Origin of the sequence: Achromobacter sp. GD03932, from assembly GCF_029839485.1 — a bacterium.
Lineage (GTDB): Bacteria > Pseudomonadota > Gammaproteobacteria > Burkholderiales > Burkholderiaceae_B > Achromobacter > Achromobacter bronchisepticus_A.
Genome location: NZ_JAOCAT010000049.1, coordinates 13,569 through 29,145, shown reverse-complemented (window position 1 = coordinate 29,145; position 15,577 = coordinate 13,569). Strand labels below are relative to the sequence as shown.

At 68.3% G+C, this 15,577-nt stretch carries 12 protein-coding genes; 4 read left to right on the top strand and 8 right to left on the bottom strand.

The window, feature by feature from the left end; all coding sequences use genetic code 11:
* Nucleotides 1–4 precede the first annotated feature (4 nt).
* The 8 genes from ccoG to N5C88_RS29805 all read right to left on the bottom strand — a co-directional run bounded on the left by ccoG (nt 5) and on the right by N5C88_RS29805 (nt 7,570).
* On the bottom strand, nt 5–1,495 hold the full coding sequence (gene ccoG, locus N5C88_RS29840) for a cytochrome c oxidase accessory protein CcoG (RefSeq protein WP_280016792.1): 1,491 nt from the start codon (nt 1,493–1,495) through the stop codon (nt 5–7).
* A 76-nt stretch (nt 1,496–1,571) separates the two neighbouring features.
* Nucleotides 1,572–2,522 (bottom strand): cytochrome-c oxidase, cbb3-type subunit III, encoded by a 951-nt coding sequence (gene ccoP, locus N5C88_RS29835; protein WP_059372462.1) that lies wholly within the window; start codon nt 2,520–2,522, stop codon nt 1,572–1,574.
* Nucleotides 2,519–2,695, bottom strand: coding sequence for a cytochrome oxidase (locus N5C88_RS29830; protein ID WP_054452859.1), 177 nt, complete (start codon nt 2,693–2,695; stop codon nt 2,519–2,521). The genes ccoP and N5C88_RS29830 overlap by 4 nt, the downstream gene beginning before the upstream one ends.
* 2 nt (nt 2,696–2,697) lie before the next feature.
* Entirely contained in the window at nt 2,698–3,423 is a 726-nt protein-coding gene (gene ccoO / locus N5C88_RS29825) for a cytochrome-c oxidase, cbb3-type subunit II (protein ID WP_059372459.1), read from the bottom strand.
* Nucleotides 3,424–3,433: 10 nt separating this feature from the next.
* Nucleotides 3,434–4,921 carry a cytochrome-c oxidase, cbb3-type subunit I gene (gene ccoN, locus N5C88_RS29820; protein WP_059372455.1) on the bottom strand — a complete coding sequence of 496 codons (1,488 nt, stop codon included), beginning with the start codon at nt 4,919–4,921 and terminating at the stop codon, nt 3,434–3,436.
* A 149-nt stretch (nt 4,922–5,070) separates the two neighbouring features.
* Entirely contained in the window at nt 5,071–5,232 is a 162-nt protein-coding gene (gene ccoS, locus N5C88_RS29815) for a cbb3-type cytochrome oxidase assembly protein CcoS (RefSeq protein ID WP_042794347.1), read from the bottom strand.
* Entirely contained in the window at nt 5,229–6,203 is a 975-nt protein-coding gene (locus N5C88_RS29810; RefSeq protein ID WP_280016791.1) for a hypothetical protein, read from the bottom strand. Before N5C88_RS29810 ends, ccoS begins: the two co-directional genes overlap by 4 nt.
* A 98-nt stretch (nt 6,204–6,301) precedes the next feature.
* Nucleotides 6,302–7,570, bottom strand: a complete 1,269-nt coding sequence (locus N5C88_RS29805; protein WP_280016790.1) for an adenosylmethionine--8-amino-7-oxononanoate transaminase — start codon at nt 7,568–7,570, stop codon at nt 6,302–6,304.
* A 148-nt stretch (nt 7,571–7,718) separates the two neighbouring features.
* On the opposite strand from N5C88_RS29805, the gene N5C88_RS29800 reads away from it, so the two are divergent.
* The 4 genes from N5C88_RS29800 (at nt 7,719) to N5C88_RS29785 (ending at nt 15,577) form a co-directional block, all read left to right on the top strand.
* Nucleotides 7,719–8,906, top strand: a complete 1,188-nt coding sequence (locus N5C88_RS29800) for an aminotransferase class I/II-fold pyridoxal phosphate-dependent enzyme (RefSeq protein ID WP_280016789.1) — start codon at nt 7,719–7,721, stop codon at nt 8,904–8,906.
* Nucleotides 8,907–8,932: 26 nt separating this feature from the next.
* Complete coding sequence (locus N5C88_RS29795) at nt 8,933–9,589, top strand: alpha/beta fold hydrolase (protein ID WP_280016788.1); 657 nt, start codon at nt 8,933–8,935, stop codon at nt 9,587–9,589.
* Nucleotides 9,586–11,022: a dethiobiotin synthase gene (gene bioD, locus N5C88_RS29790; RefSeq protein WP_118932514.1), complete on the top strand. Its 1,437-nt coding sequence runs from the start codon at nt 9,586–9,588 to the stop codon at nt 11,020–11,022. The genes N5C88_RS29795 and bioD overlap by 4 nt, the downstream gene beginning before the upstream one ends.
* 376 nt (nt 11,023–11,398) lie before the next feature.
* A complete protein-coding gene (locus N5C88_RS29785; protein WP_280016787.1) occupies nt 11,399–15,577 on the top strand; it encodes a hypothetical protein in 4,179 nt (1,392 codons plus the stop codon).

Here is a 15,577-nt window from a genome sequence, read left to right as displayed (position 1 = left end):
GTATTCAGTCGGGTACGTAGAAGCTGGCGGGCTCGTCGGTCTCGACCGCACGGCTCTCGCCGTCCTGGCCGCGCGCGCGCAGCGTGATGGCATGGGCGCCGGGCTCGGCGCCGGCCGGCGCGCGGATGACCATGGGCACCAGCTTGTTGGCCGCGGCCTCGACGTCGACGGTGTCCGAGCCTTGCTGTCCGGTCATCACCTTCAGGCCGGGCATGCCGTCGGCCGAGAGCTGCAGGCGCATCGGCTGGTCGGAGGTATTGATGATCTGCAGGCGGTACACGTTTTCGATCATGCCGCCGGCCACTTCGCGCCCCAGCGCGCCGCGGTCGCGGATCACGTCCACCCGCAGGGGGTTGCGCATGGCCAGCGATGCGACGAAGGCGATGGCCAGCGCCAGGATCAGCGTGCCGTAGATCAGCACGCGCGGGCGCAGCAGATGGGAGCGCGCGCTCTTGGCGGACAAGCCGTCCAGCATGGCGCGTTCCGAGGTATAGCGGATCAGGCCAGGCTCGTACTGCATCTTGTCCATGACCTGTTCGCAGGCATCGATACAGGCGCCGCAGCCTATGCACATGTACTGCAGGCCGTCGCGGATATCGATGCCGGTCGGACAGACCTGCACGCACAGGCTGCAATCGACGCAATCGCCCAGCCCGGCGGCCTTGTGGTCCACCTTGCGCGAGCGGCCGCCGCGCGGATCGCCGCGGCGCTTGTCGTAGGTGACCACGAAGGTGTCGGGGTCCACCATCACGCTCTGGAAGCGCGCGTAGGGGCACATGTACTTGCACACGGATTCGCGCATGAAGCCGGCGTTGCCCCAGGTGGCGAAGCCGTAGAACAGCATCCAGAACCACTGCCAGGGGCCGAGTTGCAGCGCGAACAGCTCATGGCCCAGTTCGCGGATGGGCGCGAAGTAGCCGATGAAGGTGGAACCCGTCCACCAGGCCAGCGCGATCCACAGGAAATGCTTGGTGATCTTCAGGCGCGCCTTGCGCCAGGTCCAGGGCGATTCGTCCAGGCGGATGCGCGCGACGCGATCGCCTTCGACCTTGCGCTCGATCCACATGAAGATTTCGGTATAGACGGTCTGTGGACAGGCGTAGCCGCAGAACAGCCGCCCCGCCACCGCGGTGAACAGGAACAGCGCCAGCGCCGAAATCACCAGCAGCACCGCCAGATAGACCACGTCCTGCGGCCACAGCACCAGGCCGAAGAGATAGAACTTGCGCGCGCCCAGGTCGAACAGCACGGCCTGGCGGCCGTTCCATTGCAGCCAGGGCAGGCCATAGAAAATCAGCTGGGTGAGAAAGACGAATGCGATGCGCCAGCGGGCGAAGATGCCGCTGACGGACCGGGGGTAGATCTTGCTGCGCACGCCCGCCAGCGTCTGCTCCAGGGTTTCCGTCCCGGGGCGCGGCGGCTTTACGTGCGGCCGCCAGGGCGGCGGGTCACCGTCAGGCGAATTGCCGGTCCTTGCGGCTGACCCATCTTCCATTTCCTGCTCCCTGCTGTATGTCCAGTGATATGGGGGCCACGCCTGGCGCGGCCCCCAAAAACGCGCTGTAAAGCCTTTACTTCGTTACCGTGCCCGGCGCGGCGCCTGCCGTCGCTTCGGGCTTGTTCGACAAGCCCCAGACCCAGGCCGTCAGGATCTTGATCTGCTCCGGCGTCAGGATGTCGCCATGCGCCGGCATGCGGTTGTCGCGGCCATCCAGGATGGTCTTGACGATGGTGGCTTCCGAGCTGCCGTAGAGCCAGACATCGTCCGTCAGGTTGGGCGCGCCCAGCGCCTGGTTGCCCTTGCCGTCGACGCCGTGACAGGCCACGCAGTAGTTGGCGAACTCGCGCTTGCCGCGGAACACGCGCACCGGATCTGCCGTGAGGCCCGACAGCGAACGCACGTACTGGGCGATGTCGGCCGCCGTCTTGGCGTCGATCGCGGCCTTCCAGGGCGGCATCACGCCCACGCGGCCCTGCGTGATGGTCTGCGTGATGGCTTCAGGCGAGCCGCCGTGCAGCCAGTCGCCGTCGGCCAGGTTGGGGAAGCTGGGGCCGCCCTTGGCGTCCGAGCCATGGCATTGCGCGCAGGTGTTCAGGAACAGGCGCTGGCCGATTTCGCGGGCGCCCGGATCCTGGGCGATCTGCGGAATGTCCATGGTTTCGAAGCGCGCGTAGATCGGACGCACGGCTTCGGCCATCTTGGCCTGCTGCCTGGCCACTTCCTCGGTGCTGCTGTAGCCCAGTTGGCCCTTGTACTCACCCAGGCCCGGCATGAAGAACAGGTAGCCCAGCGCGAAGGCGCAGGCCAGCAGGTACATCCAGGTCCACCAGCCCGGCACCGGGTTGTTCAGCTCGGTCAGGTCGCCGTCCCAGACGTGGCCCGTGTCCTCGACCTTGCCGTTGGCCGGCTTGGTGCTGAGCCAGCGGCGCTGCGTGTACAGCAGCCACACGCACCAGACCACGCCGCCCACCGCGACGATCGAGATGAAATATCCCCAGAAGCCATTAACGAAATCGCTCATGACCGATTCGCTCCATCTTGTTGTCCCTGCCCGAACTCATCGGGCAGTGCGAACGGCAGCATGGCCGATTCGCGGTTGGCGCTCTGGCGGCCGCGCGAGCAGGCCCACCAGACGATGCCGAAGAAAGTTGCCATCGAAATGGCGGTGACGACTGCGCTCAGATAGCCCAGCATGGTCAGCCTCCCGCGGCCGCGGGCGCGGCGGCTTGGGTCGCGGGCTGTGCCGCGGGTTGCGCGGCGGCCTTCTTGGCCTCTTCCGCCTTCCTGGCCTGCTCGGCCTTGCGCACGCCCACGCCCAACCCTTGCAGGTAGGCGACCAGCGCGTCTTCCTCGGTCTTGCCTTCGATGGCCTTGGGCGCCGCGGCGATTTCCTCGTCGGTGTAGGGCACGCCCAGCGTGCGCAGGGCGCGCATGCGGTCGCTCACGTTCTCGCCGGTGATGACCGTCTTTTCCAGCCAGGGATAGGCGGGCATGTTGGATTCCGGCACCACCTTGCGCGGGTCGCGCAGGTGGATGCGGTGCCAGTCATCCGAATAGCGTTCGCCCACGCGCGCCAGATCGGGACCGGTGCGCTTGGAGCCCCACAGGAAAGGATGGTCGAAGACCGATTCCGAGGCCACCGAGTACGGGCCGTAGCGCTGCACTTCGGCCGCCAGCACCCGCACCTGCTGCGAATGGCAGCCGACGCAGCCTTCGCGGATGTAGACGTCGCGGCCCATCAGGCGCAGCGGGCTGTAGGGTTCCACGCCCGCGATGGGCTGGGTCGTGCTGTGCTGGAAGAACAGCGGCACGATCTGGACCAGGCCCGCGAAGGACACCACCAGGATGCTGGCGATGATCATCCAGCCGATGTTCTTCTCGAGCGTCTGGTGGGAAAAGAAACCAGATTTATGGTTGGCCATGATGTCCTCGTCAAACGGTGGCCGGCGCGGCGGTCACGGGGACCGGCTGGCGAGCGGCATGGGGATCGTCTTGCGGAATCGCGGGATTGACCGGCTGCGCGCCGCGCACCGTCATCCACACGTTCCAGGCCATGACGAACACACCCGACAGGAACAAGGTGCCGCCCAGCAAACGGATCAGGTAGTACGGGACGCGCGTCTTCAGTTCCTCGACGAAGCTGTAGACCAGGGTGCCGTCGCTGGCGGTGTCGCGCCACATCAGGCCCTGCTGCACGCCGGCGATCCACATGGCGGCGATGTACAGCACCACGCCGATGGTCGCGATCCAGAAGTGCAGTTCGATGGCCTTGACGCTGTACATCTTCTCGCGGCCGTAGAGACGCGGGATCAGGTAGTAGAGCGAACCGAAGGAGATCATGGCGACCCAGCCCAGCGCGCCGGAGTGCACGTGGCCGATGGTCCAGTCCGTGTAGTGCGACAGCGCGTTGACCGTGCGGATCGACATCATCGAGCCTTCGAAGGTCGACATGCCGTAGAACGACAGGGCCGTCACCATGAACTTCAGGATCGGATCGGTGCGCAGCTTGTACCAGGCGCCCTGCAGCGTCATGATGCCGTTGATCATGCCGCCCCAGGACGGCGCCAGCAGGATCAGCGAGAAGGTCATGCCCAGCGACTGGGTCCAGTCGGGCAGCGAGGTGTACAGCAGGTGGTGCGGGCCCGCCCACATGTAGGTGAAGGCCAGCGCCCAGAAGTGGACGATGGACAGGCGGTAGGAATAGATGGGACGGCCGGCCTGCTTGGGCACGAAGTAATACATCATGCCCAGGAAGCTGGTGGTCAGGAAGAAGCCCACGGCGTTATGGCCGTACCACCACTGCACCATGGCGTCCTGCACGCCCGAGTAGGCGGAGTAGGACTTCCACATCGACACCGGCATTTCGATGTTATTGAAGATGTGCAGGATGGCGATGGTCAGGATGTACGAGCCGAAGAACCAGTTGGCCACGTAGATGTGCTTGGAACGGCGCTTGACGATGGTGCCGAAGAACACGATGGCGTAAGCCACCCAGACCAGGGTGATCAGGATGTCGATGGGCCATTCGAGTTCGGCGTATTCCTTGCTGCTGGTGAAACCCATGGGCAAGGTGATGGCGGCGGCGACGATGACGATCTGCCAGCCCCAGAACGTGAACGCGGCCAGCGGGCCGCAGAACAGGCGCGCCTGACAGGTGCGCTGGACCACGTAGTACGACGTCGTAAACAACGCGCTGCCGCCGAACGCGAAGATCACCGCGTTGGTGTGCAGCGGGCGCAGGCGGCCATAGCTCAGCCATGCGGTGTCAAAGTTCAGCTGCGGCCAGATAAGCTGCGCAGCGAGAAAAACGCCCACAGCCATGCCGACGATGCCCCACACTACCGTCATGAGCGCGAATTGCCTCACGATCTTGTAGTTGAAGGTGTCGGCCTTGCTTGCGATTGCGGCGCAATCGTTCATCGCCCTTCCCCTAAAGTTACAGATAGCTCCAGGCTGCAATGATGGGACTAGTCAAACAAGGCAGCGTTGATCTGGATCAAGCATCTGGTTACACGGTGGGGAACGCGGCGCCGGCGCAACGGGTCCAGGCGCGAAATCAAACGCGCCGCTCAGCCGCGGCTGGCGGGTCCGCTGTCGTCGTCGAGCAGGATGGCGCGGCCGGCGTCATCGGTGTCGTCGTACTGGCCGTTGAAAACGGCCCACCACAGCGACACCCCGATGGCCAGCACGAACAGCAGGGACAGGGGCAGAAGCAGATAGAGGATGGTCATTGCGCCGTTTCCAGCGCGACGGCGGGCGCCGGCGCGCCAGCCCAGTCGCGGCGGCACAAGCGCCACGAGTTGTAGGCGACCGCCAGCGAGGACACCAGCATGGTGATCGCGGCCAGCCACGGCGTCACCCAGCCGACCAGCGCCAGCGGGGTCATCAGCAGGTGCCAGACCACCGATCCGTACAGGTTCTGGCGAGCGCGGCGCCGCGCCTCGCCCAGCAACTCGTCCAGCGCCGCGTCGGACATATTGGGATGGGCGGCCAGCGCCGAATGGGCGGAGGCCATGGCGGTGGGCACCGCCATCGACATGGCGCAGGGACAGCTCATCACCAGCAACGCCACCATCACCGGAATGCTGTGCGCCGCATCGATGTAGGCCCAGGCGGCCGCGGCGGCCAGCGCGAGCGCGACCTGGACCATGACGAAGCGCGAGGCCAGCCGATCGGCGCGCGCGCCCAGCTCCAGGCGCTGCGCCTCCACGCGCTCGTGGCGCAAGCCGCCTGCCGCGCCGCCGAAGGACTGGCGGGCGCACAGCTCCAGATAGCGCGCGGTCAGCAGGAAGGCCACGAACATCGTGACCGAATCGAAGTAGACCTCGCCGCGCCCCGTGTAGGTGGCGTGGACGCTGGGGATGAAGGCGGCGACGATGCCCAGGGCCACCGGCACGTCCATGCCGGCGCGGCCATGGCGCAGGTTGTCGCCCGCGTGGCGCCAGATCGGCCAGGCCGAATAGACCACCACGGGCACGGTCAGCGCGAAGCTGGCCCAGTTCATCAGCACGATGGCCCAGTCCAGCGTTTCCAGCGCATCGGCCGGCATGCTTTCATGCCGCAGGTAGCCGGGCCAGGCGAACATCATCACCTGCATCATGGCCAGCCACGCCAGCGACAGGCGCACCAGCGCATGGCGGCGCTGCTGGCGGTCGGCGTCGGACAGGGCGGCCGGGACGGCGAAGATCGATTTTGCTCGCATGCGCCGATGTTACCCAGCGCGTTACAAAGCCGCCTTGATCTGGATCAAGGCAGGTCCGGCGGGTTTGCCCCGGCCACGCGGGCCGGACGCCATCCGGCTCAGGGGCGCTGGCGGCGCAGCACCTCGACCACCGCCCGCATCAGGCTGGCGAGATCGTCCTCGGCGATGGTCAGCGCCGGCGTCAGGTAGACCACATTGCCGAACGGCCGCACCCACACGCCGGCGTCAACCAGGCGCCGCTTCAGGCCCTCGCGGTCGGCGATGCCGTCCAGCTCGACCACGCCGATCGCGCCCAGCACGCGCACGTCGCGCACCCAGGGCAGCTCGCGGCACGGTTCCAGGCCCGCGGCCAGGCTCGCGGAGATCGATTGCGCCTGCGCCAGCCGCGGTTCGGTCTCGAAGAGATCCAGCGAGGCGTTGGCCGCGGCGCAGGCCAGCGCGTTGCCCATGAAGGTGGGGCCGTGCATCAGCGCGTGCGAAGGGTCATCGGACCAGAAGGCCTCGAACACCCGGCTGCTGGCCACCGTGGCGGCCAGCGGCAAGGTACCGCCGGTCAGCGCCTTGGACAAGGTCACGATGTCCGGGCGGATGCCGGCCTGCTCGAAGGCGAACATCGTGCCGGTGCGGCCGAAGCCGGTGAAGATCTCGTCGAAGATCAGCAGCAGGCCGTGGCGGTCGGCCAGGCGGCGCAGACGGCGCAGCACTTCCGGGTCGTGCAGCAGCATGCCGCCCGCGCCCTGCACCAGCGGCTCGACCAGGATGCCCGCCAGCCGGGAGGCATGGACTTCCAGGTGCGCCTCCAGCGCGGCCAGTTCGGCCTCGCTGCGCGGCAGGTCGACGATGTCGTGTTCGGCCAGCATGCTGCGGTACAGGCTGTGCATGCCCTCGTCCGGATCGCACACCGCCATGGTGCCGAAGGTGTCGCCGTGATAGCCGCCGCGGAACGCCAGGAAACGGCCGCGGCCGCGTTCGCCCTGGTTCAGCCAGAACTGCAGCGCCATCTTCATGGCGACTTCCACCGCCACCGAGCCGGAATCGGTGTAGAAGACGCGGTCCAGTCCCGGCCCCAGCATGGCGGCCAGCCGGCGCGCCAGGGTCAGCGCCGGCTCATGGGTCAGCCCGCCGAACATGACGTGCGGCATGGCGTCCAGCTGCGCGCGCACGGCCTGGGCGATGTGCGGGTGGTTGTACCCATGGCAGGCCGTCCACCAGGACGCGACGCCATCGATCAGGCTGCGGCCGTCGGCCAGTTCAAGCCGGCAGCCATGGCTGCGCACCACGGGCAGCGGCGGCGTGGCCGTCTTCATTTGGGCATAGGGTAGCCAGATATGGGGCTGGCCCTGGGCCACCCAGTCGGGCGTGTGCATGATTCACCTCTCGATACCGGCGGCGCGCCCCGGGGGTCCGCCCGGCGCATCCGGCCGGAACGGGGGCCACGCCCGCCTCCACTACAATGGCCCGCATTCTACGGCCTGGCGCGGCCTCCCCCCTGCCCGGCCGCTGCAGGAAATATAGATGTCCAAGCTGGATCCGCTTTTCTCCTCCGAACTGGCGCGCGCGCAAGCGCGCCGCGTGCGCCGCCGCCTGCGCACGGCCTCCGCCGCCGCTCCGGGACGCCTCGTCCTCGAGGGCGAGCCAGTCCTGAACTTCTCCAGCAACGATTACCTCGGCCTGTCGCGGCATCCGCTGCTGGTCGAGCGCTCGCGCGAATGGGCGGCCCGCCACGGCGCGGGCGCCCAGGCGTCGCGCCTGGTGACCGGCAATCTGGACCTGCACGAACAGGTGGAAGCCAAGCTGGCCCGCCTGAAAGGCACCGAGGCCGCGCTGCTGCTGGCCTCGGGCTGGCAGGCCAACGCCGCCGTACTGCCCGCCCTGCTGCGCGCGGCCGCCAGCCGGGGCGAGGTCGAGCTGTATGCCGACAAGCTCAACCACGCCAGCCTGCATCATGGTTGCCAGGCGGCGGGCGTGAAGCAGATCCGCTTCCGGCACAACGACCTGGCTCATCTGGAAAGCCTGCTGGCCGCCAAGGCGGAGAGCGCGGCCGGCCAGCCCGTGTCGCGATTCATCGTCACCGAAAGCGTGTTCAGCATGGACGGCGACCGGACCGACGTGGAACGGCTGGCAACCCTGGCCGACCGTTACCGCGCCTTCGTCTACCTGGACGAAGCGCACGCCACCGGCGTGCTGGGTCCGCGCGGCATGGGGCTGGCGGGGCTGGCGCCCGGCCGCATCGACCTGGCCATGGGCACGTTCAGCAAGGCGCTGGGCGGATTCGGCGCCTACGTCGCCGGTTCGCGCGCGCTGTGCGACTACCTGATCAACGCCTGCTCGGGCTTCATCTACACCACGGCGCTGCCGCCCGCGGTGCTGGGCGCCATGGACGCGGCGCTGGACCTGGTGCCCACGCTGGACGCCGAACGCGCCCGCCTGGCGGCTGCGGGCGACAATCTGCGCGCCGCGCTGCGCGGCATGGGGCTGGACACGGGGGCTTCGTCCACCCAGATCGTGCCGGCCATCGTGGGCGACGAAGCCCGCGCCCTGGAACTGGCCTCGGGGCTGGAGCAGCGCGGCCTGCTGGCCGTGGCGATCCGCCCGCCCACCGTCCCCGCCGGCACCAGCCGCCTGCGCGTCACCCTGAGCGCGGCGCATCGCGATGTGGACGTGACGCGCCTGATCGACGGTTTCGCCGCCGCGCTGGCGTGATGACCGCCGTCTCCATGCAAGCCGGCATGCCCCGCCCCACCCTGCTGTTCGTACACGGCTGGGCCTTCGACGCTTCGGTCTGGGCGCCGCTGCGCGCTGAACTCGAAGACTGGCCGCAAGCCGTCTTCGACGCGGGCTATTTCGGGCCGGCGCAGGAGCCGGTCTTGGCCGGCCCGGTGATCGCCATCGGCCATTCGCTGGGCCTGCTGCGCCTCTTGCGCGGACTGCCGCAAGACTGCCTCGGCCTGGTGTCGATCAACGGCTTCGCCCGCTTCGCGGCCGGCCCCGGCTTCGAGGCCGGCGTGGCGCCGCGCGTGCTGGAACGCATGTCCCGGCGCCTGTCCGCCGACCCCGCGTCGGTGCTGCGCGACTTCCGCCAGCGCTGCGGCGACGCGACCGATTTCGGCGACCCGCAACTTGCGCCGCTGACGCGCGACCTGGAGGCCCTGCGCGACGAAGACCGGCGCGAGGCCCTGGCGGCGCTGCCCGTGCCGCTGCTGGTCCTGGCTGGCGCCGACGACCCCATCGTGCCTCAGGCCATGACGCAGGCGGTCTTTGCCGGCGGGGCCGACGCGGAGATCCATATGCGGACGCGCGGGGGCCACCTGCTGCCAGTGTCGGACTCGCCCTGGTGCGCGGAGCGCATCCGCGCCTTCATTGACGGCCTGGCGCGCGCCGCATGACGCAAGCCCCCCGCAACGCCGGCATCGGCGCGCGCTTTGGCGCCGCCGCTCCCGCCTATGAAGACCACGCGTCCGTCCAGCGGCTAGCTGCCGAGCGGCTGGCCGGCGATATCGCCCTGCTGCCCCTGCCGCGCCGCCCCCGCATCCTGGAAATCGGTTGCGGCACCGGCCTGCTGACCCAGGCGCTGGCGCGCCGCATCGGTCCCGCCGACTGGACCGTCACCGACATCGCCCCCGGCATGCTCGCGGCCGCGCAGCGCGGCCCCTCACTGCCTGGCCGGGCCCGCTACCAATTGCTGGACGGCGAGCATCCCGCCGGACTCGAAGGCGGCTACGACCTGATCTGCTCCAGCCTGGCGGTGCAATGGTTCTCCGACCTGAACGCCGGGCTGGGCCGGCTGGCCGCGCTGCTCGCGCCGGGCGGCTGCCTGGCGGTGGCGACGCTGGCGGACGGCACCTTCCACGAGTGGCAGGCCGCGCATGCCGCGGCGGGGCTTGCCCCCGCCACGCCGCGCTATCCGGCCGCCGCCGCCATCCATCCGGACAGGGGCAATCTGGCGGGTGGCGTGCGCAGCGAACGGCTGATACAAAATCATCCTGACGGGCTGCATTTCCTGCGCGCCCTGAAAGGCATAGGCGCCACCACGCCCGCCCCCGGACGCGCGCCACTGGGCGCAGCGCAACTGCGGCGGGTGCTGGCGGCGTTTGACGAACAAGGAGCCGGGGTGACCTATCACCTGGCCTACGGTATGTGGAAAAAATCAAACCAGTCCCCCGCCGGCGTCTTCGTGACCGGCACTGACACCGGCATCGGCAAGACCCTGGTGTCCGCGATCCTGGCGCGCGCCTGGAACGCCGACTATTGGAAGCCCGTGCAGACGGGCGTGGCCGAAGAACCCGGCGACACCGAAACCGTGGCGCAACTGGCCGGGCTGCCGCCCGAACGCCTGCACCTGCCGGCCTACGTGCTGCAGGCGCCGCTGTCGCCCTGGGCCGCGGCCACGCTGGAAGACGCCATCGTCGACGCCACCAGCATCGTCCCGCCGGCCACGCAGGCGCCGCTGGTGGTGGAAGGCGCGGGCGGCCTCTACGTGCCGATCGACGACACCCACATGATGATCGACTTGATTGCGCGGCTGGACATGCCGGTGGTGCTGGCCGCCCGCAGCGGACTGGGCACCATCAACCACACCCTGCTCAGCCTTGAGGCCCTCAAGCGCCGCGGGATTCCGGTGCTGGGCGTGATCATGAGCGGGCCGCTCTCGGCGGGCAACAAGGAAGCCATCGAACGCTTTGGCGACGTACGCGTGCTGGCCGAGATTCCGCCCTTGGCCAAGGTCGACGCGCAAACCGTCCAGGCGCTGGCCAGCGCCATTCCTCCGCTGGCGGAATGCCTGGAGGCGCTGGGCGGCGCGCCCGCGGTCGCCAGTTGAGATCCCGGCCCGGCCGCGGATGGCGTGATTTCCGGGGCCGTAGCCGTTACGCATTCGTACAAAATAAATTCCGCTGACGGCCACCCGTCCCCCATGCGGATAGGCCCCGCCTTACCCCTTCCCGTGTCTGAAGATGGCGGCAAAAGTCTCATGCAAAGCATGAGCTTCCCCAGCGAAGGCCTGCCTCTTCTACATCTTTCGGCCACATCCGGATTCTCAAACCGGCGCTGTCGCGGCAGCCGCTGCCGCAGGCCCGTGCGTTGTTGACTACTAACGCAACACAACGATAATTTTCGCCACATTGGCAGTTCGATTCGCAGGTAGCTGGACGTGCAGGATTTCGTTCCTGGGTTTCCTTATTTGCAGGAGAACTGGCATGGTCACCAGAAGGCTGAACATTCCTGTTTTGGCCCCCAATCCCAACCGCAATTTCTTCGACGGCACCCGCCCCGGCCATGCCGTGCTGCGCCCGGCCGATCTGCTGGCCTTGCGGCTGGAGCTGCGCAACCTGACGGTCACGCCGGGCCAGCCGCCCCGCCTGAAGAAAGCTGGCGACGGCGCCGCCACGCTCATCGTCCACTTCCCGCCGCAGTCGATCAGCGAAGAGACGTTCTTCGAACGTCCGCCTCCCGACACCTTCAAACAGCCGCCGCCCCGTCCCACGCCGGACAAGCCGGAACCCGCAGGCGGCGTGGAAGATCCCACCGGTCCGCCGGTGCGCGCGCGCATCGCGGGCGAGTCGCGGCTGGCCTTTGCCGTTCCCGACGGCTTCGACGTGCCCTACACGCTGGAAGGCGTGCTGGCCGCGATGGAGTCGCTGCCGTTGACCGTGGCCGCCAATGCGCGTCCGCCCGGGCCCAGCGCGCCGCGCCTGAACCTGCGCGATCTGTTCGACACCCGCATCGACAAACTTTCGCCGGTGCAACGCGCGGCGCTGTCGAGCTTCGCGTTGCGCAGCGCGCGCATCGCCACGCAGCAGAACGCGCCCGGGGCGCTGCTGCTGCGGCAGGCAGGCGGCGCGCCAGGCCTGCGCGCATTGCGCCTGGGCGGCGGCGCGCCGGTCCGTGAGGTTCAGCGCACCAGCGCCCTGATCGAAATCCTCAGGCGCGGCCCCAAGCCCGCGCTGCCCGCCGCGCAGCAGACGGCGATAGAACTGCCGTGGCGGCTGATCCTCAGCCCGCATGCGGACGAACGCTGGCGCCACGCCAAGGCGCCGGCGACTTCCGCCGCCACGCAGCACACCGAGCTCTGGCATACCCAGTTGCTGGCCGCGCAGCCGGAGAACAGCGCAACGGCGCCGCAGGCGGACGATCCCACGCCCACCGTGCGCGCCGTCTGGGCGCTGGGTGGCGAAGGCACCACCAAGCCGATGCAGGCGGCGTTCCCGGTGCCGGCGACGACCTATCTGCCGCAGCCGAATACCTCGCCCTTCCGCATGCCGATGGACGATTTCGACCGCTTCCAGATCGCGCACCTGTCTTCCAACTTTTCCGTCGCCAACTACACGCCGCAGCCGGTGGACGCCAAGCTGCTGATGCTGTCCGCGCTGGGCGCCTGGCTGGACTCGCGCGGCAACTGGGACGCGCCCGGGCTGTCGCTGGAAGAATGGACGCATCGCGGCGCCATGGGCCGCGATCATTACGTCCGCGTGGTCTACAAGGGCCTGCTGTTTCCCTTCGGCCATCGCGCCTCGCTGGTGAAGGTCAGCGAACGCAAGTTCCATACGGGCGCCCCGGCCGGCAACACCGCCTACCTGCGCCAGCGCATGTTCCTCATCGTGCGCCAGCGCGAGCGCCAGTACGCCGACCCGCTGCTGCAGGCGCGCGACGACTCGGGGAACATGATCTTCCTGCACCGCCAGATGCCGTTCTCCAGCGTGCGCATCCTGACCACCGTCACGCCCAGCCTGGATGCGCCCACCTCCCCGGACAGCGACATCGACGGCCTGGGGCAGGTGCTGTTCTGGCCGTGCATAGACAAAATCCCCTTCCGCTTCGCCTGTTCGGCCACCGACATCGACGGCCGCATCGTGCAGTTCGACCTGCCCATGATCTTCATGGACGGCGGCCATGCCTGCCCGCGCAAGATCAGCGGCCAATGGCTGACGCCCGACTACGTGAATGCCGAGCTTTTCGCGAAGCAAACGCGCAAGGCCTGGCGCGACGCCGAATCCGGCCGCCGCACGGCGCAGTTCAAGCAGCAACGCGTCACGTTCGCTTCCCCGCTCAAGCCGGGCGATACCGCGGCGCAAGCGGAGACGATCGAGTTCGACGGCCTGGTCGATCCTGGCAACACCCAGCTGCGCGCCTATAGCGACTCGCTGAACGGCCCCTTGTTCTATCCCGGCGTCAAGCGCGCCGAGATCCGCATCGCCGCGCTGGCTGAACTGACCGGCAGCGACAGCAACAACGTGCTGAGCTGGAACGACCACTACCTGCGGTTCGGATTCGACTCCGGCAACGTCGGCCAGGTCTTCGGCAACATAGACGCCGAGCCCGGCTACCGCGGCGACGCGGTGCTGAACTTTTCCGCGCAAGGCGACCGCGCGGGCGGCTTCGTCCAGCCGAATCTGCGCCCCACGGCGCTGTCGCGCATGGCCGGTCCGGTCAGCGGCAAGGTGGCGGACTTCGTCGCCGGCAAGATGAACGGCCCGGACATCTTCCCCAAGGTCATGTCCCCGGACCTGCCCTTCCCGCTGCTGTTCGGCTGCATACCGCTGGGCGACGTGATTGAAGCGGTGTCCAACGCCGCCGGCACGCCGGAGCAGGTGCCGCGCTTCGTATCGGAAGCCTGTTCCCAGCTGGAAAGCCTGGTCAACGAGATGGGCCGGCTCTATGGCCTGGTGGCGGACCTGGCGCAGCAGCCGGGCCGCATCGCCGAGGCCGCGTTGCAGGTGCTGAACGACACGCTGGAGGATCTGCTCAGCCAGGCGCAGGCCTACGCGCAGAACCTGGTGCAGGACGCAAAGGCCCGCGTCAACGATCTGATCGCCGCGCTGGCAGCCGTGCGCGCGCAGGTCGCGCTGCTGGCCGGACTGTCCTTCGACGCCGCGCCCGCGCTGCCGGGACTGCCCGCCGTGCTCACCGCCGCGCGCGATGCCTCCCGGGCGTTGAGCACGGCGGCGGACGCGCAAGTGAACGGCGCGCACTTGCCGGATGGCCTGCGGCAATCGCTGCGCCAGACAGCCAACACCGCCCAGACGCTGCTGGATAGCGTCGGCGTCGTGCCGGCGCTGCTGGTGCAGGGCAAGGCGCTGTACGACGCGCTCGATGCGGTGGTGGGCCACCCCGACCAGCTGGACGAACTGTTTGCCGACGCCGCGACGCTCAGGACGCGCCTGCAGGCCATCACAAACGCGGTCGATCCTCTGTCCGCCACCATAGGCGGCGCGCGCCTGCTGGAAGGCGCGCCGCGCCAGATCGCGCAGACTGCGCTGCAGGCGGTCAAGCTGGCGGTGGACGCCGTGCTGGCCAGCGCGGAACTGCTGGAGCTGTTGACCGGCGATGAACTCACCATCCGCTTCGACTGGAACCCGGTGATCAAGAGCTGGTCGATCAAGCCGGGCGATCCGCCGCTGTTCCGCGTCAACGATGCGCGCGGCTTTCGCGTGGCGGTGGAGGCGCGCGTGCGCAAGAACGGGCAGAGCGCGCCCAAGATGTCGGTGGTCTGCTCTCTGAAGGACTTCGACCTGGTCCTGATCGCGCCTGCCAGCTTCATGGAGCTGAACTTCGAGAAGATCGAGTTCCGCATCGACACGGCCGCGAAGATGGACGTGGACGTGCTGCTGACCGACATCAAGTTCGTGGGCCCCTTGTCCTTCGTCGAAACGCTGCGCGACCTGATCCCGCTGGATGGATTCTCCGACCCGCCTTACCTGGATATCTCGGCCAAGGGCGTGGACGCAGGTTTCGACCTGGCGCTGCCAGCCGTCGCCATCGGCGTCTTCAATCTGTCCAACCTCAGCCTGGGCGCGGGCTTCACCGTGCCCTTCATCGGCCAACCGCTGGCCGTGCGCTTCAACTTCTGCACGCGCGAACAGCCCTTCAATCTGTCGGTGTGCATGTTCGGCGGCGGCGGCTTTTTCGGCATCACGCTGGATCCCAGCGGCATCCAGCTGATGGAAGCCGCCTTCGAGTTCGGCGCCAGCGTGTCGGTGAACCTGGGCGTGGCCTCCGGCGGCGTGCACGTCATGGCGGGCATTTATTTCCGCATGGAAAAGAACGCCTGCTCGCTGGCCGGCTACTTCCGCATGGGCGGCTGCGTCAGCGTGCTGGGCATCGTCAGCATTTCCATCGAGATCTACCTGGAACTGCGTTACGAGTTCGAAAGCGGCAAGTGCGCGGGGCGCGCCACCATCACCGTCGAGATCGAAGTCTTCATGTTCTCGATGAGCGTGTCGCTGTCGTGCGAACGCAAGTTCGCCGGGTCCAATGGCGACCCGGGTTTCCGCGACCTGATGGGGCCGCATCCCGACCTGCCGCTGGCGCAGGAGCTGGCGCAGATCGACGACGGCACCGAGTACGCCTGGCGCGAATACGCCGAAGCCTTTGCCTGA